This window comes from Balneolaceae bacterium, from assembly GCA_034521495.1.
GTDB lineage: Bacteria > Bacteroidota > Rhodothermia > Balneolales > Balneolaceae > Rhodohalobacter.
On the sequence record JAXHMK010000015.1, the window covers coordinates 58,454 to 83,440 of the forward strand.

At 42.6% G+C, this 24,987-nt stretch carries 20 protein-coding genes; 9 read left to right on the forward strand and 11 right to left on the reverse strand.

All coding sequences use genetic code 11. The annotated features are described in order from the left end of the window. Window positions 1–233: 233 nt before the first annotated feature. From mdh to U5K72_14910, 7 genes are all read right to left on the reverse strand, one after another. Window positions 234–1,193, reverse strand: a complete 960-nt coding sequence (gene mdh, locus U5K72_14880) for a malate dehydrogenase (protein MDZ7720097.1) — start codon at window positions 1,191–1,193, stop codon at window positions 234–236. Window positions 1,194–1,291: 98 nt separating this feature from the next. After that, window positions 1,292–2,161, reverse strand: coding sequence for an NAD(+)/NADH kinase (locus U5K72_14885; protein ID MDZ7720098.1), 870 nt, complete (start codon window positions 2,159–2,161; stop codon window positions 1,292–1,294). Next, window positions 2,158–3,630, reverse strand: a complete 1,473-nt coding sequence (locus U5K72_14890) for an ABC transporter substrate-binding protein (protein MDZ7720099.1) — start codon at window positions 3,628–3,630, stop codon at window positions 2,158–2,160. The genes U5K72_14885 and U5K72_14890 overlap by 4 nt, the downstream gene beginning before the upstream one ends. After that, on the reverse strand, window positions 3,631–4,815 hold the full coding sequence (locus U5K72_14895; GenBank protein ID MDZ7720100.1) for a D-alanine--D-alanine ligase family protein: 1,185 nt from the start codon (window positions 4,813–4,815) through the stop codon (window positions 3,631–3,633). It lies immediately after the preceding gene. A 705-nt stretch (window positions 4,816–5,520) separates the two neighbouring features. Continuing rightward, complete coding sequence (locus tag U5K72_14900; GenBank protein MDZ7720101.1) at window positions 5,521–6,414, reverse strand: MBL fold metallo-hydrolase; 894 nt, start codon at window positions 6,412–6,414, stop codon at window positions 5,521–5,523. 14 nt (window positions 6,415–6,428) lie between these two features. Further along, window positions 6,429–6,806 carry a co-chaperone GroES family protein gene (locus U5K72_14905; GenBank protein MDZ7720102.1) on the reverse strand — a complete coding sequence of 126 codons (378 nt, stop codon included), beginning with the start codon at window positions 6,804–6,806 and terminating at the stop codon, window positions 6,429–6,431. A 227-nt stretch (window positions 6,807–7,033) separates the two neighbouring features. Further along, on the reverse strand, window positions 7,034–7,507 hold the full coding sequence (locus tag U5K72_14910; GenBank protein MDZ7720103.1) for a hypothetical protein: 474 nt from the start codon (window positions 7,505–7,507) through the stop codon (window positions 7,034–7,036). A 141-nt stretch (window positions 7,508–7,648) separates the two neighbouring features. Here U5K72_14910 and U5K72_14915 point away from each other — a divergent pair, with 141 nt between their 5' ends. From U5K72_14915 to cdaA, 7 genes are all read left to right on the forward strand, one after another. Continuing rightward, window positions 7,649–8,266 (forward strand): TIGR04282 family arsenosugar biosynthesis glycosyltransferase, encoded by a 618-nt coding sequence (locus U5K72_14915; GenBank protein MDZ7720104.1) that lies wholly within the window; start codon window positions 7,649–7,651, stop codon window positions 8,264–8,266. Beyond that, window positions 8,263–8,958: a TIGR04283 family arsenosugar biosynthesis glycosyltransferase gene (locus tag U5K72_14920; GenBank protein ID MDZ7720105.1), complete on the forward strand. Its 696-nt coding sequence runs from the start codon at window positions 8,263–8,265 to the stop codon at window positions 8,956–8,958. The genes U5K72_14915 and U5K72_14920 overlap by 4 nt, the downstream gene beginning before the upstream one ends. A gap of 228 nt (window positions 8,959–9,186) precedes the next feature. Then, window positions 9,187–12,405, forward strand: coding sequence for a carboxypeptidase regulatory-like domain-containing protein (locus U5K72_14925; GenBank protein ID MDZ7720106.1), 3,219 nt, complete (start codon window positions 9,187–9,189; stop codon window positions 12,403–12,405). A gap of 123 nt (window positions 12,406–12,528) precedes the next feature. After that, window positions 12,529–13,770, forward strand: a complete 1,242-nt coding sequence (locus tag U5K72_14930) for an ectonucleotide pyrophosphatase/phosphodiesterase (GenBank protein MDZ7720107.1) — start codon at window positions 12,529–12,531, stop codon at window positions 13,768–13,770. Between the two features lie 146 nt (window positions 13,771–13,916). Then, window positions 13,917–14,255: a ferredoxin FdxA gene (fdxA, locus tag U5K72_14935; protein MDZ7720108.1), complete on the forward strand. Its 339-nt coding sequence runs from the start codon at window positions 13,917–13,919 to the stop codon at window positions 14,253–14,255. Window positions 14,256–14,434: 179 nt separating this feature from the next. Next, complete coding sequence (folP, locus tag U5K72_14940; protein ID MDZ7720109.1) at window positions 14,435–15,214, forward strand: dihydropteroate synthase; 780 nt, start codon at window positions 14,435–14,437, stop codon at window positions 15,212–15,214. A gap of 78 nt (window positions 15,215–15,292) precedes the next feature. Beyond that, window positions 15,293–16,105, forward strand: coding sequence for a diadenylate cyclase CdaA (gene cdaA / locus U5K72_14945; protein ID MDZ7720110.1), 813 nt, complete (start codon window positions 15,293–15,295; stop codon window positions 16,103–16,105). A 158-nt stretch (window positions 16,106–16,263) separates the two neighbouring features. Here the strand turns inward: cdaA and U5K72_14950 are convergent, their stop codons facing one another. Both U5K72_14950 and U5K72_14955 read right to left on the reverse strand, forming a co-directional pair. Next, window positions 16,264–16,752: a copper chaperone PCu(A)C gene (locus tag U5K72_14950; protein ID MDZ7720111.1), complete on the reverse strand. Its 489-nt coding sequence runs from the start codon at window positions 16,750–16,752 to the stop codon at window positions 16,264–16,266. After that, complete coding sequence (locus tag U5K72_14955; GenBank protein ID MDZ7720112.1) at window positions 16,749–17,351, reverse strand: SCO family protein; 603 nt, start codon at window positions 17,349–17,351, stop codon at window positions 16,749–16,751. Before U5K72_14955 ends, U5K72_14950 begins: the two co-directional genes overlap by 4 nt. Window positions 17,352–17,590: 239 nt before the next feature. Between U5K72_14955 and U5K72_14960 the strand changes: the two genes are divergently transcribed. Continuing rightward, window positions 17,591–19,528 (forward strand): BamA/TamA family outer membrane protein, encoded by a 1,938-nt coding sequence (locus tag U5K72_14960; GenBank protein ID MDZ7720113.1) that lies wholly within the window; start codon window positions 17,591–17,593, stop codon window positions 19,526–19,528. Beyond that, the gene (locus tag U5K72_14965; GenBank protein ID MDZ7720114.1) at window positions 19,528–23,985 is read left to right on the forward strand and encodes a translocation/assembly module TamB domain-containing protein; all 4,458 of its coding nucleotides are present in this window, start codon (window positions 19,528–19,530) and stop codon (window positions 23,983–23,985) included. Before U5K72_14960 ends, U5K72_14965 begins: the two co-directional genes overlap by 1 nt. A gap of 60 nt (window positions 23,986–24,045) precedes the next feature. On the opposite strand, the gene U5K72_14970 is transcribed toward U5K72_14965, so the two are convergent. Together U5K72_14970 and U5K72_14975 are read right to left on the reverse strand one after the other, a co-directional pair. Beyond that, window positions 24,046–24,474: a phage tail protein gene (locus U5K72_14970; protein ID MDZ7720115.1), complete on the reverse strand. Its 429-nt coding sequence runs from the start codon at window positions 24,472–24,474 to the stop codon at window positions 24,046–24,048. Next, complete coding sequence (locus U5K72_14975) at window positions 24,467–24,892, reverse strand: hypothetical protein (protein MDZ7720116.1); 426 nt, start codon at window positions 24,890–24,892, stop codon at window positions 24,467–24,469. The genes U5K72_14970 and U5K72_14975 overlap by 8 nt, the downstream gene beginning before the upstream one ends. Between the last annotated feature and the right edge of the window lie 95 nt (window positions 24,893–24,987).

Below are 24,987 nucleotides of genomic sequence, written 5' to 3' on the forward strand. Positions count from 1 at the left end.
TACCTCGAAGAGATCCCTTTACGGGGCAAACTTGCACCAGTCGGGAATTTAGCGATTTTGAGATTTTCGATTTCTGATGCCGCGATCTTTTTAATCCAAATCGAAAATCGCTACATCACTAAATCTCAAAATCATTAAATCGATCTTTCACCAAAATAAAAAACCCCAACCCGGAAACCGGATTGGGGTTAGTGCAAGTAGTGAAGAGCCTTATGTCTTCGTTTATTTGCGGTTTATTTGTCTTCCATCAGCTTTTTGAATTCGTCCAGTGTGGATCGAACCGCATCAGCTGATGAGTTTAAAAGATCCTGTTCTTCATCGTTTAAATCAACCTCGATAATCTCTTTGATTCCTCCGTGCCCCAGTTTTACGGGTACGCCGAGGAAGAGGTCGTCAATTCCATACTCACCGTCTAAACGCACGGCACATGGAAATATTCGATTTTGATCAAGCATAATGGCCTCAACCATCTGTGCGGCTGCAGCTCCCGGTGCATACCAGGCAGAAGTTCCCATCAACCCGACAATTTCGCCGCCGCCTTTCTTGGTACGGTCTACAATAGCATCGAGCTTGTCTTTGCTAATGAGTTGTGTAACGGGAATTCCGGCTACGGTTGTATATCTTGGCAGCGGAACCATCGTGTCGCCATGGCCGCCCATCAGAAGTGCCTGAATGTCTTTCGGTGATACGTCGAGTTCTTGTGCAAGAAACGCTCTGTATCTGGCTGTATCCAGGATTCCGGCCATTCCCATCACCTTGGTGGAAGGGAGGCCGCTGTTTTCGTGTGCCACGTAAGACATCACATCAAGCGGATTAGAAACCACAATAATAATGGTATCCGGTGAGTGTTCAATTAGCTTCTTAGTAACCTCTTCAACAATGTTACTGTTAATTTCCAGCAGATCATCACGGCTCATACCGGGTTTTCTCGGAACACCTGCAGTAATCACGCAGACATCAGAATCTTTTGTGTCTTCGTAATTTACAGTCCCGTTCAGCCGGGTATCAAACCCGGATATGGGAGATGTTTCCCACTGGTCCAGCGCTCGTCCTTTTGATGGATAAAATGTTTTATCTCCGTCTTTTTTTTCGATATCGACCATTACCACTTCTTTGGCAAAGTCGCGTTCGGCAATAGCAAATGCCACCGTTGAGCCTACATTTCCTCCGGCTCCTACAACTGTTACTTTCATGATTTTATCTGTTTTTTTATGAGTGTTTTATTGAAAGTGTTTGGAATTCAAAATTTACAGAATCTCTGTGTTCATTGAATGAATTCCAAAACTGTTAGTTAATCTTTTCGTTTGTCGTAGCCCCACATCAGTTTATTTCGCAATGTTTCAAAATAGTTTTGGTCTGGCAATTGTATAAGATCTACTGAAAAATCGCTCTGAATTATTTCGATGTCAAGTTTACTGTTATGGGGTTGTACAATTCCATCATAAGAAAATAAAATATGTTCGGATCTGCCCACACTTCGCACCGTAAGCGGACGATTATTTGGCAGTACAAGTGGCCGCGTAGTTAAGGTATGCGGATTGATGGGTGTGAGGACCATAACAGGTGTATTGGGCAGAACAATGGGCCCGCCGGCCGAAAGATTGTAAGCCGTTGAACCTGTAGGTGAACTTATTATCAACCCATCTGCCCAGTAATGATTAATCAGAGAACCATCGTACTCAACTTCCAGTTTAATCATTGATGAGGTATCCTTTCTCGAAAACAGGAACTCATTGAGAGCGTAGAACGGATCGTTATTTTCGGTTTTTGCCTTCAGCATCTGCCGCTTATCGAGACGGTACTCCTCCTTGATTACGCATTGAAGAGCCTCCTCAATTTGAGAGGGCTGAATGTTGGCCATAAAACCAAGCTTTCCTGTATTAATACCCAGTACCGGTTTTTTAATCTCTTTCATGAGATGAGCAGTATGGAGCATCGTTCCGTCTCCACCCATCGCAACGATAACATCAGCAGATTGCACCGCTTTTTGCTCATTTTCTACCACAGAAATAGTATCTCCAGTTACAATTTCAGGGAATTGGTTTTTGATTTGTTGGGCGATAAATATATCCGTTCCGTGTGCCTGGCACCATTTTATCACTCTTTCCAGAGGATCTTGAATAGAATACTTTTCGGGATTTGCTACGATGCAAAAATTCATTCAGTGCTTGTTTCAGTATTTTGTACCCTTACTTGGTCAATATGCAGTAGCCAGGGTATGGTTGTTGGTTCGATACCGCTGACCCGATCTTTATAAACTCCCAGGATGTCTGTTTCCATCTGCATCCAATAATCTGTATCGATGGGTTTAATATTGTGATGCAGCGAACTGCTGTTATGAGTATAGATGGAGGTTTGTTCAGTTGGCACCCGAATATCAAAAAGAACCAGTGATGAATTGGGCATAAAAATAGTGTTATGCAATTCTGTTAAAATTCGCCGGGTTAGTGCATCTTCAGTGTAGCTGACAAAATAACGTTCAAGCGGTTCGGCCTCTTCGGTGATTTCAAATTCATCCACGTTTAAAACCAATTCTCCGCGTGTGGAAATGTCCTCTTCCGTAAGATAGGCCAGGCGGTTAATTAACCAATCATGATTCACCCCGGCTTCTTCATTCAGGTAAAATGCTGCTATTCGGGATGCGTTATGTTGTACAAGTTTAAAATCTGATTCATAAGAAGACTGAAGATCACCGTTCTCTGTTAAAATTTGGGTTGATATTTCTGGTCCAATTTCTGGAATCCAGTCAGTTTCATTTGTGGTAAACTCCTGGAACAGCTCCACTTCATCGGAAAAGCTTTGCAGGTTGATTCGGTTTATGAGCGGATTTTGCTGATCATTGCCGTTATCTCGGCGCATCAACACAATTTGCCCGTTGTTGTCAACCCGGTTGAACTGATAGGAACCTGTGCCAATGGGCCGATCAGCCAGGATTGAACTGTTTCCACGAATAGCCTCCTGGGGATAGATCAACAAATATGGCGATGCAAGCTTCGTAAGAAATTGGGGATCTTTCTCTTCTAAAACAATGCCCAGGGTTTGACTGTCAATTACCTGAATTCCGGCAACCTCTTGCAGTACACGTTGATTGGGATCGTAAACAGCTCGCTGTTCGAGATAATAGTTTCTAAAACCACGAATACCCATCAGCAACTGCGCAGCGTGATCGGGGACGGTTAACCGGGCTGTTCGCTCAAAAGCATTTTTAATGTCCGAGGCATTTACCCTTCGTCCAATTCCGGAGTTAAAGATGGAGCTGTTGTGGAAATATTTATTTTGTTTGAGCGTGAAAACATATTCAAGGCTGTCTTCAGAAATCTCCACACTGCTTACGATATCAGGAATGGGATTTCCCTGTCGATCCAGCGTAAATAAGCCGTCATAGATAAGATTTAGTGTTCTCTGCGTACTGAGATTTTCTGCAAATAGCGGATCAAAATTCGTTACCGAATCAATCAACCCGATATTTAATTGAGTAAATTCTTCAGCAACTGTGTCTTGCCGGGCTGCCTCTTTAGTGGCAGGTTCATCTTCTACAACCACCACCGTAGATTCTGATGAGCTGCACGCATAGGCTACAGTTAATAATAAAATGAAGAGGGCAAAATTTCGTAAGGAGTTCTGTTTCATCTATTTATTGGTTTTTAATCCTTTGATCCCCTTAACAGCTTTTTGACTCAATAAGTTTGTATCGTAGCTCTGTATTCGCCGGGCTTTTTGGTTCTGCTCTTCCACGGCAATCTCAATAAGTTCAAATAAGAGATCTTTGAATGTTATGTCTGATTCTTTCCAAAGATAGAACGAAAAAGAACCCGGTATGGTGTTAATTTCGTTAAAATAATATTGACCCGTTTCTTCATTTACCAAAAAATCCAGCCGGGCCAGCCCGCTGCAAGCAAGTAGTTTAAAAACATCAACAGAAGTTTTCTGAATTGACTTGGCCAGCTCATTTGGAATATTTGCCGGTATTTCGCGATCAGCCGAAGCCATTCCTTTCGCCTCCTGGTCATTCATATATTTGTCCTGGAAGGAGAGCAGTTCCTCTTTGCCAAGCGGGCGCTCGCAAACACTGGTTCGCTGTTCCCTGGAAGACCCTAAAACCGAGCAGTTAATCTCCATCAGGGGAGTGACCACTTTTTCTACCAGCAGGTGATTGTCATATTTAAAAGCTGTTTCTACTGCATGAACCAACGATTCCTGGTTATTCACTACTTCAACGCCAATACTGCTCCCCAGGTGGACCGGTTTTACAATGACGGGATATTTGAGCGATTCAATATTTTTGATGAGGGCTGGCTGATCCTCAATCCACTCCTGTTCTACGAAATCAACACCATCCACAACCGGGATATCATGAGCGCGGCAGATTGTTTTTGCCATCACTTTATCCATCCCTATGGAAGAGCCCATCACCCCGCTGCCGGTACAGGGGATATTGAACATTTCACACGCTCCCTGGAAAGCTCCGTTTTCTCCTTTTGAGCCGTGAAAAGCATCTAACACAGCATAGATTGGAGTGCGTTTCTGTTTTGAGAAAAAGCCGGTTTTTTGTTCTTGAAGTACAGGCTGCCCAAACTCATTCTGACTAAATGTACAGGGTGTACAGCTGTTTTCAAGCTTTTTCAGATCCTCAAAATTTTTCAGATCCAGCAGATCTTCCCCGGTTAGCCACCGCCCGTTTTTTGTTATGTACAGCGGGCTGATTTGATACTTTGATTCTTCGAGGGCAGCGATAGCTTGATGAGCTGTAATTACAGAGACCTCATGCTCCGGTGAAGCGCCTCCAAATGCTACTAAGACAGTTTTTTGCTCCATAAAAAAGAAATCTTGTATGTCTATAACCTGAGTTCGATTCTTAATCTGTATCAAAGTTCCTCAAAAGTCCCCTCCTTTTCCAAGGAGGGGAGCCTCTTTTATTGATTTTTAGAATCGAACTGAGGTCTATAGATGATACGAAGTTAGCCTGTTAATTAACAACGAGAGTCGTTGTTGTTTGTAGTCTGTTGTCAGTTGTTTGTTGCATCGATTTCCAGCCGTCAGACCCCTTCAGTACATGTTTAGCGGTTTGAGTCAAACAACCTGACAGAGCACCGTGCTTTTCGGTTCCTGTCAGAGTTGTGGGATAAGGTATTCCCCTCGAAAACCGATCCACGCGACTCTGGCAGGAGCTATCGCACTCTGCCAGGACGCTAAACAGATACCCGCTTCAAGCGGTCAGTCGGCTAAGCCCTAACGATCTACTTACAACGATCTACTACCTACTGCTCAAAATCGCAACTCTCTCCGCGGCAACACTCCTCAATATTAATTCCGCATGAAGCGCACTGTCCGTGGCCGTGAACCCAAACTAACGGTGCAGGCTGTCCGCAGTAAATGCATCTTCGTTGGTCATTGGAGGTGGAGATAGCGCGAGCGTCCCCTGTCAACGAAGCTTTAGCGTAGTTGACTCGCTCGTGCTTGGTAGACCGGGGCACAAACGAGGACGTTTGCGCCATCTCAGTCTCTGCGTCTGATCTTTCCTTATTCCTCTTCGGTAAGCTCACGATAGGCTACATCTACATTTCTTGAGAGTGACAGAAAATCGCTGGGACTGATGTGACCCGGGAACTGGTCAAAAGACTCAATGTCCATCAACTCTTCTTTACTTTTTCCTTCAGCAATTCCCCGGCGTGTGTATTCCATCAGGTGAGACAGGAAATCCCGCATATGCATCAAATCATCACTGGTTCCGGTAACACCAAACTCAGGGTTTGCGTGACCAAAAATAAATTGAGTATCGGAAGCCGCCTCAGACACAACTTCCTCAAGTGTGGTGATCCAATTGGCAATCAATGCCCCGCCGCCGCGATCGATGAAAGGATAGAGACGATTGAATATCAGATCTCCCATGTGGGCGATATTTGCATTTTCAAACCAGATCACAGAATCGCCGCCCGTGTGTCCGGGTCCATAGTGTTTGGCGTGAATCGTTTCATTCCCCAGGTCTAATTCGTACCGTTCATCAAAGGTGGTATTCGGAACTGTAGGTTGATTTTCTGAATCCTGTGCAGACATGCGCTGAAGATCAGGAACATTTGTATGCCCGATGATTTGATATCCATTTTCAGCAAAAACCGGATTTCCGCCTGTGTGATCTCCATGATGATGAGTGTTAAACAGCACTTTTTCCGGTCCGCCGCCAAAATTTGAAATGCCATTAATAAAATTGGTAGCAGGATCAGGGTATTGAGAATCAATGGCTATAATCGCATCATCTGTTGTAAACCAGCCGATGGTTCCGCCCTGCATCGTAAAAATTCCGACCCCGTTTCTGAGTTCAGTAAAATTAGAGTCCTGGAAAAGTTTCAGTTTTGGCAAGAAAGCTGAACCAGCCGAGAGCAGTGCAATCTGTTTTAAGAAATCAACACGTTTCATAAGTAAGTTGGATTTTATTCGAGTTGGTGATCGTCGCGAATCAATAAGAGAATGGATGCATGCGGAACGATGAGAAACTTTTCATTTTCAAATTCAATTTCATGAGCGCGGCTCTTCAGGAAGATCGCTAAGTCGCCTTCTTCTGCTTGCATGCCAATATATTTGGGATCAGAGGTTTGATCTTTCCACGGTTCATCAATTTCCTGCGAGGGAATAGGATAACCGGGCCCGGTCTTTATAATGTACCCGCTCTGAATCTCCTCCTTTTCTTTCACTGTAGCGGGAAGAACAAGTCCGCTTTTAGTGCGGGTTTCCATATCACGCGGCTTGATGAGAACCCGGTCGCCGATGATGATAAATTTATCAACTGAATTGAGATATTCCTGGATCATTCAAATATCGTTTGATTTCAAATTAAAACAAAAACGTGAACAGAAAGTTCGGAAAAACTGAATTCAATCCAAATTTATGAATTCCGTGAGCTTGGTGATTCAATTTAAGAGAAGTTTTGGGGTACCCGGCAGACGGCTGGGTTTTCCATTAGTGGAGTCTGAAAATAGTGCTAAAATCCGTCAGCCCGCAAAATCAGCGTGCAGACGGAAAGGATCTGTAAAGCTCCCTACAAAAAGTACCGAACCCCAATGCCGCCATTCACATCGAAATCTGTGGCGGGGACGAGATCGAAGATCGGGGCGACTTCAAAAAACAGGCTAAAACGGCTGTCCGGTATTACATAGTGCAGGCCAATCGGGAAACGCGGACCAAATCTTGCATCATCCGCTAAAATGGCCCGGGCTCCAATGCCATAAAAAAATGTCAGCGATCCACGATCTACACTAAGCTGATCGTGTTTCAGATAATCAGCGTGCACGTGAATTTTATCATCTCTGCCAAACGACCATGCAAGAGCACCATCAATAGCTCTTGTGCCCGATTGCCAAACCTGAATGCTTACGCCGGTCGGTTCACCCAGCACGACTCCGAGTTCTGTACTGCCGGAACGGTACTGAGCTTGTGCTTCATTCAGAGTTGAGACTGCAAAGAAAACCAGAGCAGCTAAGAGGGCTTTTTTCAAATATGTTGAATCAATCATTGTAAAACAGTGGGCTTTTATTGAGCAATAATTAACAAACTACTAACAGCAGATGTTATGAAAAGTTTCAGATTTGTGAAAAATAGTATGAATCATTTTGGTAGTTTGTCATGCGTTAAATATCACTAAAAAACATTATTTGTGAAGGATAAAAAACTTCTTCTGGTCTTTGTGAAGAATCCCGAGAAGGGGAAAGTAAAAACCAGGCTGGCCAAAACAGTTGGCGATGATAAAGCCTATCAAACCTACCTGAAGTTGTTGGATTATACAATAGATGTAGCCCGGAAAGTGAACGCAAAAAAACAGGTCTGGTATTCTTCGTTTATAGATGAATCGGATCGTTTTTTAGGAAAGCGGTCAGACGGCTCCAGAGTTTCTTTTGAAAAAAAACTTCAAAAGGGCGATAACCTTGGCAGAAGAATGTTAAACGCTTTTCAACAGGGCTTCGAGGATGGCTTCAAAAAAATTGTCATCATCGGGAGTGATTGTCCTGGAATAACACCACAAATTATTGAAGGTGCATTTACCGGGCTGGATCAAAAAGAAGTGGTAATTGGTCCCTCAAAAGATGGCGGGTATTATCTTTTAGGAATGAGTGAACTGGTTCCCGGAATTTTTAACGACATATCGTGGAGTACAGAACAGGTATTGTCTGAGACAAAGACTGTGTTGAAAAAAGCGGATAAAGATTACAGACTGCTTTCCACACTAAACGATATTGATACAGAAGAAGATTTACGAAAGAGTGATTTTGAATGAGACATCCTTTCATCAGTATTATCATTCCAACATATAACGAACAGGAGAGAATCGGTGAACTGTTGGAGTATATTGGACAATGTTGTGCGGAAACGCCTCATGAAATTATTGTTGCGGATGGAGGCAGTAACGACAGAACGGTACAAATAGCTAAAAAATCAGGAGCGAAGGTACTTCATTGCTCAAAAAAGGGGCGTGCACCTCAGATGAATAGAGGAGCTGAACATTCAAAAGGGTCTATTCTCTATTTTCTGCATGCTGATACATTTCCGCCAAAAAATTTTGTCGAATCTATCAAGAGATCTTTCCGGGAGGGATGCAGGTCCGGGTGCTTTCGGCTTACATTCGATGATCCTCATCCCATTCTGAAATTTTACGGATGGTGCACCCGATTTAAGTGGACCCTTTTCCGGTTTGGTGATCAAAGCTTATTTGTTGAAAAAACTCTCTTTCAACAGGTTAGAGGATTTGACGAGTCGATGATAGTGATGGAGGATCAAAAGATTGTTCGGGAGCTAAAAAAGATGAGTCGTTTTTGTTTGGCGGATGCTACTGTTACTACCTCGGCAAGAAGATATAAGATAAATGGGATTTTTCGCCTGCAAGCGGTCTTTTTTCTGATTGTGCTATTCTACTATTTTGGGGCGCCTCAGGAGACATTAGTCCATGTATATAATGAGTTTATAGATTGAAATTTCTGATTATTTCGTGCCCCAGTGCCTTCTGCTCAAAGCCAGGGAGAAGATCGTTTTTTAAAATAAAAACGCTTCCACATTTTATTGGCTGATTTGCCCTCCTACAAATTCAAATACTGGTAAAAATTCGTTAATTTTTATGCCAAGTTAACAACCCGTTAACATTGGCTTCTTATACTCAGAAAGTATATGAACACAAAAAAATCAAAGCTAAAATACAACTCTATGACACGTCAAATACTATTGATACTATCCCTGGTATTACTCCCAGTGGCGCTATTTGCGCAGGGCACAACATCGGGGTCTATTGAAGGTACCATTACGGACGAGGCCGGAGAATCTTTGCCGGGTGCAAATATTATTGCGGTTCATCAGCCGACAGGTAGTGAATATGGAACATCGAGTCGGGCAGATGGCGGATATACCATCAGGAATGTTCGTGTTGGTGGTCCTTACGAGGTACGGGTCACTTTCATTGGATTTAATCCGCAGATAAAAGAAATACGAAATATTGAACTTGGAGAGAGGGTTACCCTGAACTTTCAACTTGAAGAGGGTTCTCTTGAGTTAGGTCAAATTTCAGTGGTTGCCGTTCCTGATCAAATCTTCAACTCAGATCGAACAGGTGCCAGTAAAAACATTTCAACACAAGAAATTTCACGAACACCAACAGTATCGAGGTCCCTTAGTGACTTTACCCGGTTAACACCACAGGTAACGAGCGGGAATAGTTTTGGTGGTGCGAATGATCGATACAACAATATTCTTGTTGATGGTGCCACTTTAAATGATGTTTTTGGACTTGGTGATGCAACTCCCGGATCACAAGCAGGTGTATCATCCCCTTTGAGTATAGATGCCATTGCCGAATTTAATGTAGACATCGCTCCATTTGATGTTACAAACAACGGTTTTACAGGTGGCCAGGTAAATGCAATTACCAAGAGCGGTACAAACACTTACGAAGGTTCCGTCTATTTCCAAACCAGAAATGAATCTCTTGTAGGAACCTATATTGGTGAGGATGGAGATACAGCCAACGACTTTCCGGAATTTTCTGAAAGATATATCGGATTGAATGTTGGTGGCCCCATCATCCAGGATAAACTTTTCTTTTTTGTAAATGCTGAATTCAGAAGAGAAACACAGCCAATTACTGCGGGTATTTCCGGAAGTGGTGCTCCAAATACGATCGATTTTTCAGCATCTACTTTTGATGAGATCAGCAATGTTTTCCAAAGTGAGTATGGTTACAACACCGGAGGTTATACTTCGCCTCTTGATGTAGATCAGGACAATAATAAAGTGCTTGCAAAGCTTGACTGGAACATTAATCAGGCTAACAAATTAACTTTCCGTTACAATCACGTTGATGCTATAGATGAAGAAGGTATTGGACGTGGAACCGATGAATACAGCTACAGTAATCGACAATACAACTTCAATAGTAATCAGGACTCATTTGTAGCTCAGTTAACCAGTACACTTGGAAATAATGTCTATAATGAAGCTCGAGTTGTGTATACACGAATTCGTGACTCACGAGATGTTGTTGCTCAACGATTTCCTGAAGTAGAAGTTAGCTTGCCTTTTGAAACACAAAGTGGTTTTGGTTCCATCTTTGCAGGAATCGACAGATTCTCACAAGCAAACTCACTGGATCAGGATCTGATTGAGGTTACAAATAACCTGACTTACATTCGTGGTAACCATGAGTTTACGTTTGGTACTAATAATCAAATTTTTACGTTCGATAATACATTTGTACAAGATGCTTTTGGAAGCTACGTTTTTAGAAGTATTGATGATCTTGAAGCGGGAACTCCTTACCAGTACCGGTATAGCTATTTACTGCCAGGCGGCAGCCCAACGGCGAACTTTACAGGAATGCAATTTGGACTCTACGTACAGGATAAATGGACAATCAACCCGGATTTAAAAATTACCTATGGTTTGCGGGTAGATATTCCTGTTCTTCCTGATGATCCAACAGCCAACCCAATTGTGCCGGATGCTTTCCCGGGTTACTCTACCGATAGCGTAGCCAGTGGAAATATTCTGTGGTCACCCCGATTTGGATTTAACTGGGATCTCAGTGGAGGTGAACGAACCACACAGCTTCGTGGTGGTGCAGGTATCTTTTCAGGAACACCGCCGTTTGTATGGATCTCAAACCAGTATAGCAACACTGGTGTTGACTACGGACGTGTTGACGTAAGCAGCTCAAGAGTACCGGATGATCTTCGATTCTCTCCGGACCCCGACAATCAGCCAAGTCCTTTAGACGCAGGTTCTGCACTGGAGGGACAAAATACATCAGAGATCAACCTAATATCTGATGATTTTAAATACCCACAATCTCTCAAGGTAAATCTTGCAATAGATCAACAATTACCGCTTGGCTTTATTGGTACACTTGAAGGAGTTTATTCTGCTGGTATTAACGATGTTGTATTTGAAAACCTGAATATTGTTCAGCAGGGAGAATCAGCGTACGGCCGTCCTATTTACGGAGATATCTTTTTCAATGAAAGATTTGGTAATGCCTCAGGTGTGCCATCAAGAAGAAATGAGAACTTTACCAATGCACTTCTGCTGAAAAATTCAAATGATGCTTACCAGTACAGCATTACCGGTACTCTTGAGAAGCAATTTGATATGGGCTTGAGTACGAACCTGTCATATACATATAACAGGGCAGTAACCGTTAATAACGGGACTTCAAGTCGTGCGATCTCTAACTGGCAGTTTAATGAGAATGTAGATGTAAACAATCCTAAACCCGGAACAGCCGACTTTGAAAGAAGACACAGAATTCTGGGTGTTGTTTCATACCAGTTCTCTTGGTTAGATCGATTAGCTACAACCATCTCGCTGATATATGATGGCCGGTCAGGAACTCCATATAGCTGGATATACAATGGCGATGCAAACGGCGACGGTCGATTTGATAACGACTTAATCTATGTGCCTCAATATGAAGATGAAATAGTTTTGACTAGTAATAACTGGGAAGAGTTTGATGAATGGCTTACAAATGAAGATTCAATTGACGATGATTACAGAGGAGACTTCGTTGATAGAGGAACTGCACGCGAACCATGGACAAATTATCTCGATCTTCGAATCAGCCAGCAGATTGAAACCTTTGGCGGTCAGTCCGTTGAGTTTAGTGCCAGCATGTTTAACGTTCTGAACTTCCTTAACGAAGAGTGGGGCGTTCGAAAAGGTGTTAGCTTTAATAACTATCGTGCATTCGACTTCCAGCAATATGTTTCTCAGGAATTCATCGACAACAATCCGGAATACGGTCTCAGTTCTGCTGATATCGGTAAGCCGGTTGTAAACTTCGATCCTGAAAATGTGACTGAAGAAAGACTCTACAGCATTAGTGACTTAAGCTCACGATGGCAAATGCAATTTAGCGTTCGTTACAACTTCTAAAATTTTGTCGCGAATCAATAATATATGAGGCCCTGTATCTATTACAGGGCCTTTTTATTATACCTTGTAGTAATTTTTCAAGTGAACAAGAAAGATGTTGTTCTGAATATTTAAGTATTTTTTATGAAACGAACAGATCTCGCTATTCTCTATTTGTTATTACCTGGGCTGCTGCTGATATCATGCAGCGATCAAACAGGCAGATCAGAAAATTCCGGTCGTGCTCAGAAGGTTTTGCTCATCTCCTTCGATGGATTTATGAACGAATATATCGAACGAAATGAGACGCCAAACTTTGACCGGTTGATATCAGAAGGTGTAAAAGCTGAATACCTTGTACCTATCTTTCCCACAAAAACATTTCCCAATCACTATACCATTGCGACCGGATTATATGCGGAAAATCATGGAATAATTGCCAACAGTTTTCCCGATGAGAAGCTCAATGCCGAGTTTAATTTCGGGCCGGTTGATTCTCCCAACGATGAACGCTGGTGGGGCGGAGAGCCGATTTGGATTACAGCAGAAAAGCAGGGCCTGACATCCGTCACATTTTTTTGGCCGGGTTCAGAAGCAACCATTGACGGAGTTCAATCTACGAAATGGGTTCAATATGACGACTCCGTTCCCGAAAAAGCTCGCATCGACAGTATAGTAACCTGGATGGATCTAAATGGTTCTGTTCAGGCGGATTTTGGATCACTCTATTTTAGTTTAGTTGATCATGCCGGTCACGTATCAGGTCCGAATTCACCAGAAACAGATCTGGCCGTTCAACGAGCTGATTCGCTATTAGGGTATCTGCTGGATAGAATGGACTCTCAGGGTTTAACAGACAAAATAAACCTCATTGTACTATCAGATCATGGTATGGCAGAGCTTTCATCTGAAAAAGTAATTTTTTTGGATGAGCTAATTGACCTGGATGATGTAGAGCTGATTGACTGGACACCCGTAGCCTTGATTCAACCTGAAGAGGGTGAAATTGATGGTGTTTATGAAACACTGAAAAAGAACGAAAACAATTACAGAGTATTTAAAAAAGAAGAATTACCGGATCAGTATCACTTTTCGGATCACTACAGAATTCCTGAAATTATTATGATTGCAGATGCAGGCTATACAATTACATCACGCAATTATTTTGAAGAACGTGGAGTGAGTGGAGGTGCCCACGGATACGATCACCAGGCACCCGAAATGCGTACAATCTTTTTAGCAGATGGTCCGGCTTTTAAAAGCGGAGAAATTGTAAATCCGTTTCAGTCTGTTCATATCTATGAATTGATATGCAGCATACTTGGGTTGGAACCTTCAGAAAATGATGGAAAATTTGAAGATGTTGAGGAACTATTGATCGAATAAAATAATTTTCCAGATCAGATTTAACATTGTAAACATTGAAGATTATTTTAATGCAGCGCTTTTTGTTTGTTTGGATTGTATCTTAACTCTGTTTCAAATACCATAAAAGCTTATTTATAACGTCTAATTTTAATTCCACTGTTTAAATGGCATACGTAGTAACTGAACCATGTATTAATTGTAAATACACAAATTGTGCGGCTGTTTGTCCTGTTGATGCTTTCTATGAAGGACCAAACTTTCTTACCATTGATCCGCTCGAATGTATCGACTGTGATGCATGTGTGCCTGAATGTCCGGTTGAAGCCATTTATCCAGACGATGAAGTTCCTGAAAAGTGGGAACATTACATTGAGCTAAATGAGCGTCTTGCGGAAAATTGGCAGGATCATGTCATCAACGAAACCAAAGATGAATTACCTGACGCTGATGAATGGGCTGAAAAAGAAGATAAACTTGATCTTCTGCAAGAAAACTGGGACTAACGTTTCGTCTTCATAAAAAAGCAGGTATTCTCCATTTAGTTTGACTAAACTCTGTTTTATCTTCGTGTTAAAAAGTTTCACTTCTTAGAGACGAAGTTTTTGATGTGGAGAATATGACCAGTCATTCAAACCTCTTACCAATAAGAGACAGAGTACTTTCACTTGAAAGTCCGGTGGTTATGGGCATTCTTAATGTGACACCGGACTCATTTTCTGACGGAGGAAAATATAATTCTGTTCAGAAAGCGATTGATGCCGTTGGCCAAATGGTAAATGAAGGTGCTGCTATTATTGATATTGGCGGTGAATCGACCCGTCCCGGCGCCGATCCCGTCACAGAATCGGAAGAATTAAACAGGGTAATTCCGGTACTTGAAGAGGCTCTGAAGAGTTTCCCCGATACATTTTTTTCCATTGATACAACCAAGTATCAAATTGCAAAAGAGTCACTGGCACGGGGCGCTCATATCATAAACGATGTTAGTGGTCTTCAAAAAGAACCTCGCTTGGCTGAACTTTGTGCAGCCCATCAAGCCGGTTATGTGTTGATGCACTCCCAGGGCGATCCTCAAACCATGCAAAAAAATCCTGAATACGAGAATGTGGTTCATGATATCTACGAATTTCTGAGAAGCGGGATTGAACAATTGGAGCAAGCCGGAGTATCAAGTATTATCACAGATCCCGGAATTGGTTTTGGAAAAACGCTGCAACACAATTTGGATATCATAAAAGAGCTTAAAAAATTCATTACCTTAGGTTACCCGTTGTTAGTAGGCGCATCCCGAAAGTCGATGATTGGAAAGCTGTTGGATGAACGACCTGCAGACGGCAGATTGGCCGGAACACTTGCTGTACATTACCATTGCTTGTTGAATGGAGCGAAGATTTTAAGAGTTCACGATGTTGAGGAAGCGGTTGATTCGGTGAAGATATTTGAGTCGCTTAAAGGCGAGTAATAAGTATCGAGTAGCAAGTATTAAGACTTTTTTTAATTATTGTTAATACTCAATACTCACAACTAAAAAGCATAGCAGTTGATTCCCATTGGATTCATAGAATTTGGCATTAAAGACCTGCTTGAAACGCTGGTTATAGCCCTTGTTTTGTACTACCTGTACCGGTGGATCCGGGGGACGTTTGCAATCCAGGCGGCACTTGGTTTACTCTTTATTATTCTTTTGAATGCGGGAGTAGGACTACTTGGTTTTACCACTCTAAATTTTCTCCTCAGAAGTGTTTTAGATGTGGGGGTTTTGGCGGTGTTTATCATTTTTCAGCCGGAAATTAGAAAACTACTGTACAACCTCGGCCAAAACACCTCGTTCGACAGATTTATGAGCAGAACGGGTTCAACGGATATGATATCAGAAGTGATTGATGCCGTTCGGAATATGGCACAAACCAAAACCGGCGCTTTGATTGTTTTTGCCAGGTCTTCATCTATGCAGGATTTGGTGGATGTGGGTGTAAAACTGGATGCACGTGTAAATGCTTCTCTCCTTCAAACTATTTTTCAAAAAGATACTCCGCTGCATGACGGGGCTGTGATTATTCGGAACAATCGAATTGTTGCGGCAAGCTGTTACCTCCCCATTTCGCAAAACCCGAACATTTCATCCGTATTTGGAACAAGACACAGGGCTGCGGTTGGAATTAGTGAGACGAATAATGTTTTTGTAGTCGTTGTTTCTGAGGAGACAGGGCGAATTTCAATTGCAAAAAATGGGGCACTTTCAAGCGGGCTTTCCATCCAAAAACTGCGTTCAGAAATGGAGGCATCTCTCACAGAAACTAAAGATGAAGATGTTGGTTTCAGCGCAGAAAAAGCAGACCTTGAGATGAATTGATTTTGGTTGTTGTCTGTTTGTTATCCGTCAGCTAAAGCAGACGGTAATAGATACTCATTCATTTCTTTTCAGAATCACCAGTCTTTACCATCAATAGGAGATCCTGAGTCAAGCTCAGGATGACGTTAAATACGTACTAAACTATCATAAAAAGTTACTTACCGATTCATCGACTGAACAGGTGCACTTAGTGTCATCTCTGCCCCATTCGCAAACTCTATCGTAAAATCAATACTGTCTCCCTCTTTCAACTCACGATTTAACTGCATCAGCATAACGTGTAATCCACCAGGTTTAAGTGAAAGCGATCCGCGTGCAGGAAGCACCACTGTTTCAGCAGGACGCATACCCATCATGCCCTCTTCCTGTTCGTAGGTTTCATGAACTTCAGCCATTCCTGCTACAGGAGATGAGATAGATGTCAGCGTATCTGCCTGGGCTGATCCATTCAGGATATTCATATAGATGGCAGAGACTCCGGCCTCGCGTCCGGGTCGAGCCCAGGCACCGGCTACTTCAATACCGTCGGATGGTAATTCATACTGTTTTATATCTTCGGTGGATTGTTGCCGTTGTTCACTCGTACAGGACAAAATTGAGATCAAAAGAAAAGCAGAAAGTAAAAGATGTGTGAATTTAGAGATCATAATTTGTTTAAATCTTCAATAATAATTTCTACGGGAGTCATACTGCCGCCGTAATCAAAAACAAGTTCTGAATCTTCATTGATCAGCAAAATTTTATCCGAATGATTTAAAAAATACATTCGCTCTCCGTTTTCCATCTCCTCAGAATAAGATTCCTGGATACGAACCCCCATTCGATCCATAAACGAAGTGATTGTACTGGAATCCGCTGTGAGGAACTGAAAAGGCTCGTGATCCATTTCAAAGGATTGAGCATAGTCTTTTAAAACTTCAGGCGTATCCCGCTGCGGATCAAATGTAACGAGTGCAAATTGTACATCTCCCGGATTTTCCATTTGTCGATACACATTCCGAACATTTGCCGTTATAAATGAACAAATATCGGGACAGTTTGTATATATGAATCCCATAACCAGGGGCGCACCTTCAAAATCTTTGGGAAAGATAACCGTTTCACCATCCTGGTTGGTGAGCTCAAATGAACTGTCACTAAAATCGTCGATCGTTTTATCCCCACAACCGACAGCTAAAACGAAAAGTAAACCAATGATAATAGTAAGATGCAGACGCCGGGAACAGATCAAAATTTGATAAATCATATGAAAATAATCTATAGGCAATTTATGAATGCGTTATGAAGAAGTTAGGTGGCAAAAACGGGTTTATCATTAGAATTATTCAATATCGATATTCAATTGAATGATGATTGCTCAATATTCTTATTTTATAATTCTTTGTAGAACCAAATATCTGTTGTTCCATAAATCGTAAATTAGGAAATCAGACTACATATCGAACTTAAAGCTCTCTATTCGAGAAACTCATTTCTATAAACTCGTTGTTACATATAAAAAAGAATATCATTACGGCAGGTAAATTAACGGTTTTATTGCTGGTTTTTCTCATCTCTGTGAACGATCTGTACGGTTTTCAGCAGGAGGAGGAATCTGTGAGAAATCCGGTAATTTGGAGTGTGGATATAGAAGGTAACGAAACCTACCGCAATATTGTGTTGAAGGAGGTAATTGCCTGTGATAGTCCAACGATTTTTCAAAAACTATTCAAGCGATTTGAAGATTTTTATTATACCGAAGATATGGTTCGAAGGGACAGGATTCGATTACGGCGATATTATGAACGTCGCGGTTTTCATAATGTTGATGTAAACTACCGGGTTACTTCGGGTGACAAAGAATGGAAAAAAAATATTTTGTTTACCATCCGGGAAGGGGTTCCGCTCTCTATCCAATCAAGTGAAGTAACAATCCATGCGGACAGCTCAGTCAGCCGGGAGATCAGGGAGTCCAGGGATTTTGATCGTGCAATGTCGAGACATGAATTCCGCGCAGGAAGAAGGTTTGAATCGATACGCCGCCCGGATGTTGAAGGAGCCTTTTTGCAGGCTTTGCAAAATTTGGGGTATGCATGGCCGGAAATCAATATTCAAACGGCTGTTGATTCACTTGCCGGTCTTGTGGATGTAGATATTCAGATCACACCAAATGCAAAAACCTATTTTAGTGAATTCCAGGTTGAAGGAGAACTCTCCGTTCCCAAACGAACGCTCCTTCGGCAGTCGGGATTGAGAGAGGGCGAACTCTATACGAAGAGCGAAATACAGGATGCACAACGAAATATTTTTAATCATCACCTGTTCAGATTTGCAACAATCACACTGCCAGAGCAGGATCATGATTCAACGCTGACAACGCTGGTACGAGTTCGTGAATTTGAGCCGCGAACAATTCAGGCCTCGGTTGGTGTGGGCATGGAGGAGATTGTGCGTGGACAGGTTCAGTGGGAGCACCGGAATATTAATGGCCGGGGACATAGATACAGCGCAAATGCACGTGCCTCTTTTATCGAACAGCGATTATCGAGCGATTACCTTGTGCCCTATATCTTTAACTCCAAAAGCCGAAATGTTACCTCACTATTCGGCTTGCACAGGCTGGAGGAAGCGTTCGAATTGTTCCAGGTTGGTGTGAACAACAGCCTGATATACCAGATAAATCAAAATAAAACGGCATCATTATCCTACGAATATTCACTGAACGAGGAGCTTTCGCGTGATCAGCAAGTGGAACTGCCGGACACGGTTCTTTCGTATGATATTTCATCGTTTATACTTTCAGGATATTACAGGGAGGGGTATTCCCGGGCACAGAGAGGGTGGGTCCTTCAGCCATCCATTGAATTATCCGGTACATTTGGAGAGGCAAGTTTTAAATTTCAAAAATTGAACCTGGATGTCCGAAAGTACACTCAGCTAACCAATTCATTGGTACTTGCAAACCGCGTGAACGGAGGGGTAATCTTTTACACACAACCCGATAGTTTACCGTCAAACATCCGGTATTACTCAGGTGGTACAAACTCCATTCGTGGATGGGGACGCCAGGATTTGGGGCCCAAAGCCCCTGCATTTAACGAGCAGGGCGCTTTCGATTCCTATATTCCGGTAGGCGGCCGTGCCACATTTCTATTTAATTTTGAACTAAGACAGGATTTAGATCGGTTTATTCCAAATGTTAGTCTTGCCACCTTTCTCGATGGCGGACAGGTATGGCAAAACATTTCATCGCTTGCAAGCAGGCCAATTCAATTTGGTGCCGGGGGAGGTATACGCTATCAATCCCCGATTGGTCCAGTAAGGGTGGATGTTGCTTATAAACTCAATCCTACAGACGAAGATTTACAGATTTATAACGGGGAGAATTTTGGATCGGCGTGGGACAGAATTGGAATTCATTTTAGTATTGGTCAGGCATTTTAATGAGCAAAAAAAACTCACATAAAAAACGCAGTTACAAAGGATGGATTATTGTAGCTATTCTGCTCCTGGCACTTTTGATGAGCGGGAGGTTGCTGCTAAAAAGTGATTGGCTATTTGAGAAAGCTCGTGGTTTTGCTGTAGAGCAGGCCAACCAGGTGCTTCGCGGAGATCTGTCCATCGGAAACATTCAGGGCGATCTGCTAAATGGATTTACTATTCGGGATATAATCGTTCAGGACAGCTTATCAGCAGAAATTGCCCAGGTAGATTCCGTTCAGATCAGGTACGATTTTTTCTCGGTACTTTTCTCACCTCACACCATCGAAACGGTGAATATTTTCGGCTCAGATGTTTTGGTTGAGCAGTACGCTGACTCATCATGGAACGTATTGGAGTTGCTTCCGGCATCAGAAGATTCTGCTGCAACATCTGAACCGCTATACTGGTATGTTGAAAATTTTTCACTATCGGGGACTAATATCGAAGTTCAATCCGAACAGTATTTGCCAGATGGCCAGCTATTTGTGGATAATCTTCATTCAAATATATCTGCCGGGATGTTGGAATCCGGTATTTCAGGAAACCTCCGTGAGCTTGAATTTTCAATACGCGAAGGACGACTCCCCGAAGCTGTAGATGTGTACCTTGCAGGTGCTGCTGAGCAGAATCGGTATACGCTGGATTCTATAGTAATCAACACAGGCCGGTCGGTGCTGCGCGGATCTGCCCAATATGAAGAGGGGGGAGAAATTAGTCAACAGCTCCAGGTATCTCCATTATCGTGGCGCGATGTTGCCGAGTACACGGCCGAGGCACCGATCGAACAGAATCTGCAAATTGAATTGGGAGCCAACGGTACACTGGATAATTTGCAATTAACTCTGGATGCCTCCGGCGAGGGCCTTCAACAGTTTAAAATTCAGGCTACCTCAAGTTTGCAAGAGCCAATGGCATTAAAGCAGCTTCGTATTACTGCCGAGGGATTGGATATCCCGGTTTTAACAGGTATAGAAAGTTCCCCTTCAATTCAGTCATTCATGCTTGAGGGAGATGGAAGAATTCTATTCCAATCATTCAACGAATCGAATTGGCAGGGGGCGCTGGCGATGGATAGCGTAATATATCAACAATATGCAGTGGACCGACTGGATACGGACTATCGGTTTGAAAATGGAGAACTGAATATTAACAGTGCGCTGGAATATGAAAACCAGGATGTATCGATGACGGCTGAGGCGGATTCCCTATTTGGAAAGCAACCCGGATGGAAATTTCATATCAATACTCAGCAATTCGATCCCGGCCTGTGGCTTCAGGATCCATTTTATACCGGTAACCTTGATGTCCGGATTGACGCGATAGGAAAAGGATTCAATCCAGATAATTTTACCAGTTCAGCAGATATTATTGTATCCGGCAGAGAGTTGTGCGGCCAGAATTTTTCCAACCTGAATTTTTCGGGGACTATCAATCACAACTTGGTGAAGGGACAATTGGAAGGAGAAATTACCGAAAGCCGTGCAGATATGGAGTTCACAATTTCAGACTGGCAGTTGAATCCAAAATATGATTTTAATCTCCAGATGAGCCGTTTGAATTTCGCCGAGTTTAACGGCCTGCAGGAGTTCCCCACATTCTTAAACGGTACAATTACTGGCAGCGGAACATCATTCAATCCCGAACAGATGGCGATGATGGCAACGGCCAATTTTGATTCCAGCATTGTAAACGGCGAAGAAATTGAGGAGCTGAATACATCTCTGAGAGTGAAAGATCAGTTTATAATTGTGGATGAGGGGGCGCTTAAGAGTCCCATTGCGGATGCATCATTCACACTGAATCATCATCTGTCTGATCTTACCAACAGTGCTAATCGGTTTAATTTTAATGCAACTATCAAAGATATTCAGCCGTTGGCACCTCTTTTTGCTGTGGAGAGATTGCGCTCGGAAGGATCAATCAGCGGAAATCTTGGCAGAAATGCCGATGGTATCCTGCAGTTTAATGGCGATTTAAACCTGGAAAATGTGGCTGTTGATACATTATTCAGCTCCCGGGAAATTTCAGGAATGTTGATGTCTTACATTACAGAAAACCCCGATGTTGATCTTAACGTGAAGCTCAGCGAACCCTCTGTTTATCAAAGAAGTGTGCAGGATATGCAGGTTTATCTGCATGCAAAAAAACGGGAATTTCAAACCAATGGAAATCTCCGCCTGACCATTAATAACGGGAATGACAGTTCACTTCAACACAGCGGTGAATTTTCGATCGATTCCACAAAGACAACACTGTTGACAAATCAGCTTTCATTTCAAACACAATTCAGGGAATTGAATCTTGAGGAACCGTTCAATGCCACCTATTCAAACAATACAGTTCAGGTTGATTCACTTACCATTTCAACCGATCAGGGGGATGCTTACCTGCGTTTTTGGGCACCTAAAATCGATTCATTGAATCAACAGGCAGGCTTGAATGCACAGAATCTGAATTTTGGTGTACTACAGGAAACCATTTTTAAGGAGAGTTATCTCGACGGGTATTTGAATGGTTCTGTATCCATCTATAATACTCCGGATAAACTTGAAGCATCGATGGCTGGAAACGTGACGAAATTAAAATTATCGGAAGGTGAGATGGATTCGTTGCAGATCAACATGGATATTAAAGACGAGTGGATGACGGCATCACTGGAAAGCTGGCATCAAAATAAACAGTTGGCACAAGGATCTTTCCGGGTTCCCTATCTGCCGGGTGATCCACTGGCATTTGATGATCAGTTTTTTGAACGCGGGGTTGAAGGAGATTTCAGGGTTTATGAATCTCAATTGAGATATTGGCTGTCATTTTTACCGGATGGTGCCCCTGAACAAACCAGTGGAACGGTTGTATTTGAATCGAGTCTTGGCGGTATTGCCGGTAATCCGGATCTGGAAGGAGAATTTACAGTCTCAAATGGCACCTTCTCCGGCATAAGGGTAGATACCGTTGGAATGGTTATTTCGTATCTGCATGAAAGTGAACATATAGAGTTCAGTGGATCAGTAGAAAAAGACCGGCAAAACATTCTCGATTTCAGTGCAGACATCCCCTTCCTGGTAGATCTGAGGAGAGCAGAGGTTCATATACCCTCGGGAAGCGATGAGATCTTTGTAGATCTGGAAACCAATAATTTTGATCTCGCTCTGTTCAATAGTTATGTAAACAGGGAACTGGTTCAGGGAATCTCGGGAAGGCTTGAAGGTGCGGTTACGCTTTCGGGGACTATGGATGATTTACAGGCCGAAGGAAATATGCAGCTTGCAAAAGGATCTATGAGCGTTGTACCGGCCGGTATAACGCTTACAGAGGCCTCATCAAACGTTAATTTCAGGAGAGAAACAATCGAATTACAACAGTTTAGCGCAACCAGCGGCTCGGGCCGTCTCAGGGCAAATGGCAGCGTAACCATGCAAGGCCTGGACCCAGAGCAGATGAATATTAATGTAACAGCGAATCGATTCCGTCTTCTTAATACAAATGACTACAGGGCAAATATCAACATGAATGCAACGCTGGGCGGAACAGCATCGCAGCCTACATTGAAGGGCAGTTTAACATTTCTGAATGGATTCTATTTTCTGCAGGATTTTGGAGAGAGTTCGGTTGAATCCGTAGAACTCGATGATGAAAGCCAGGATGAGGTATCATATAATTTATATGATGCACTGGATATGGAGATGACCATAACGTTCAACCGGGAATTTTTTATTCGAAATCGCCAATATCTTGATATGGAGGTTGAACTGGGAGGTGAAGTGAATCTCGTAAAAGAGCCTGAGCAAGAGCTGCAGATGTTTGGTTCACTTGAAGGGGTTGATGGGTATGCGCGTCCGCTTGGAAAGGAGTTTGCTCTGCAGGAAGCTCTTGTTTCATTTTATGGGCCTGTTAACAATCCTGAACTGCAAATCAGAAGTCGGTATACACCACCGCAAGCAGCGGGCGTTCAGATTTTTTACATTATTGAGGGCACCCTGGAAGAACCGGAATTTCGGTTCGACAGTCAGCCGCAACTGGAACTGCAGGACATGATCAGTTACACACTGTTTGGACGGCCGTTCTATGAACTTGAATCTTGGGAGCAGGTTGTGGCGGGCAGTGGTAACAGTCCATCAGCCGCCGATTACGCGCTGGAGGTTGTGCTCGATCGCGTAGAAATGCTTGCCTCGCAGCGTTTGGGAATTGATGTAGTGCAGATCGATAACTCGCAATCCGGTTCCAACAATACAGTGATTAAAACGGGTTGGTATCTCAATCAGTCAACATTTTTTGCCATTCTGAATGAGATTGACGGCACGAACCCAAAAACCCTGTTTGTACTGGAAATTATGCTTAAAGAAAATCTGGAGTTAATCATCACCCAGGGAGATGATACCCGCCAGGGAATTGATCTGCAGTGGAAGAAAGATTATTGATAAAAACTTCATCGAATATTTATTACTTCAGAAGTTTTGTGAGAGCTAAACAGTTTGTAATCATTCATTCTGAACAACAATTCCTTCATTGGCAATCTCCAAATATTCCAGGAAAACAGTGCTGTCTGATGCCTCCAGGTTGTCCCATTTTATTTTAACAGGAAATGCATTTCTTACTTTCCATACTACAACGGGGCTGTGTTCTTCATTCAACAAAGAGATGGTAATATCCCGCTTATCAACAGTATTGAAATTGATGGTATTCCACCATTCAAAAAACTCATTATCTGCTTTTGCAACTCCTCGTGAAAGGGTAATATTTCCGTACTTTTTAAGACCCGGTGCTTTTTGGGATGTATTTAGCTTCTGAGCTCCTTCGCGGTATTGAATAACATCGACACTTATCTCGAGCCCGCTCACTGATTCAAAACCTATTCGTGTTCCGCCCCATTCTACCTGGAAATGAGATCCTGTTAACAGATTATTCATGATTTTGTTCATTTATGATTTGAGGTAAATCGTCGTAGATGGAAAGATTATGCTTGATTGAATATGCAGTTTTCTTTCCGTCTGGTAATTGATATTTGATGGTGACTGTCACAATTTTCTTTTCTCTTAGACTGTTTAAAAATGAACTCAAGTTACCTGTAAAAATGCGAATTTTTCGTCCCGGAGAGAGATATGTAAGATTTTTAAAAATATTCAGATGATTCAGTTTTTCACCGTCTGCTGTTGGGAGCGTTTCAGAAAAAGAAATTTTACATTCCCGCAGCGGGAAACTCTCATAGTTGGCAATGATTACAAACATCAAACCGTTTTCAGGTATGAAATCCACGGCAAGTCCGCCGATCTCATCATTTTGTCGGGGTCGGAAATCAGGAATTCGTGGAAACTCTGTGTTAATCATCAGGCAGGTTCTTGAATATTCAGAAGTTCTATAAGATAAAAAGTTGGAAACCACTCCCAAATGGTTCAACCATTATTTATTTTCTCGGAAGGCTT

Bases quoted from the DNA above. Each gene is read 5' to 3' on its own strand.
- mdh (MDZ7720097.1), bottom strand. From the start codon at position 1,193: ATGAAAGTAACAGTTGTAGGAGCCGGAGGAAATGTAGGCTCAACGGTG.
- U5K72_14885 (MDZ7720098.1), bottom strand. From the start codon at position 2,161: ATGAATTTTTGCATCGTAGCAAATCCCGAAAAGTATTCTATTCAAGAT.
- U5K72_14890 (MDZ7720099.1), bottom strand. From the start codon at position 3,630: ATGAAACAGAACTCCTTACGAAATTTTGCCCTCTTCATTTTATTATTA.
- U5K72_14895 (MDZ7720100.1), bottom strand. From the start codon at position 4,815: ATGGAGCAAAAAACTGTCTTAGTAGCATTTGGAGGCGCTTCACCGGAG.
- U5K72_14900 (MDZ7720101.1), bottom strand. From the start codon at position 6,414: ATGAAACGTGTTGATTTCTTAAAACAGATTGCACTGCTCTCGGCTGGT.
- U5K72_14905 (MDZ7720102.1), bottom strand. From the start codon at position 6,806: ATGATCCAGGAATATCTCAATTCAGTTGATAAATTTATCATCATCGGC.
- U5K72_14910 (MDZ7720103.1), bottom strand. From the start codon at position 7,507: ATGATTGATTCAACATATTTGAAAAAAGCCCTCTTAGCTGCTCTGGTT.
- U5K72_14920 (MDZ7720105.1), top strand. From the start codon at position 8,263: ATGAGACATCCTTTCATCAGTATTATCATTCCAACATATAACGAACAG.
- U5K72_14925 (MDZ7720106.1), top strand. From the start codon at position 9,187: ATGACACGTCAAATACTATTGATACTATCCCTGGTATTACTCCCAGTG.
- U5K72_14930 (MDZ7720107.1), top strand. From the start codon at position 12,529: ATGAAACGAACAGATCTCGCTATTCTCTATTTGTTATTACCTGGGCTG.
- fdxA (MDZ7720108.1), top strand. From the start codon at position 13,917: ATGGCATACGTAGTAACTGAACCATGTATTAATTGTAAATACACAAAT.
- folP (MDZ7720109.1), top strand. From the start codon at position 14,435: ATGGGCATTCTTAATGTGACACCGGACTCATTTTCTGACGGAGGAAAA.
- U5K72_14950 (MDZ7720111.1), bottom strand. From the start codon at position 16,752: ATGATCTCTAAATTCACACATCTTTTACTTTCTGCTTTTCTTTTGATC.
- U5K72_14955 (MDZ7720112.1), bottom strand. From the start codon at position 17,351: ATGATTTATCAAATTTTGATCTGTTCCCGGCGTCTGCATCTTACTATT.
- U5K72_14965 (MDZ7720114.1), top strand. From the start codon at position 19,528: ATGAGCAAAAAAAACTCACATAAAAAACGCAGTTACAAAGGATGGATT.
- U5K72_14970 (MDZ7720115.1), bottom strand. From the start codon at position 24,474: ATGAATAATCTGTTAACAGGATCTCATTTCCAGGTAGAATGGGGCGGA.
- U5K72_14975 (MDZ7720116.1), bottom strand. From the start codon at position 24,892: ATGATTAACACAGAGTTTCCACGAATTCCTGATTTCCGACCCCGACAA.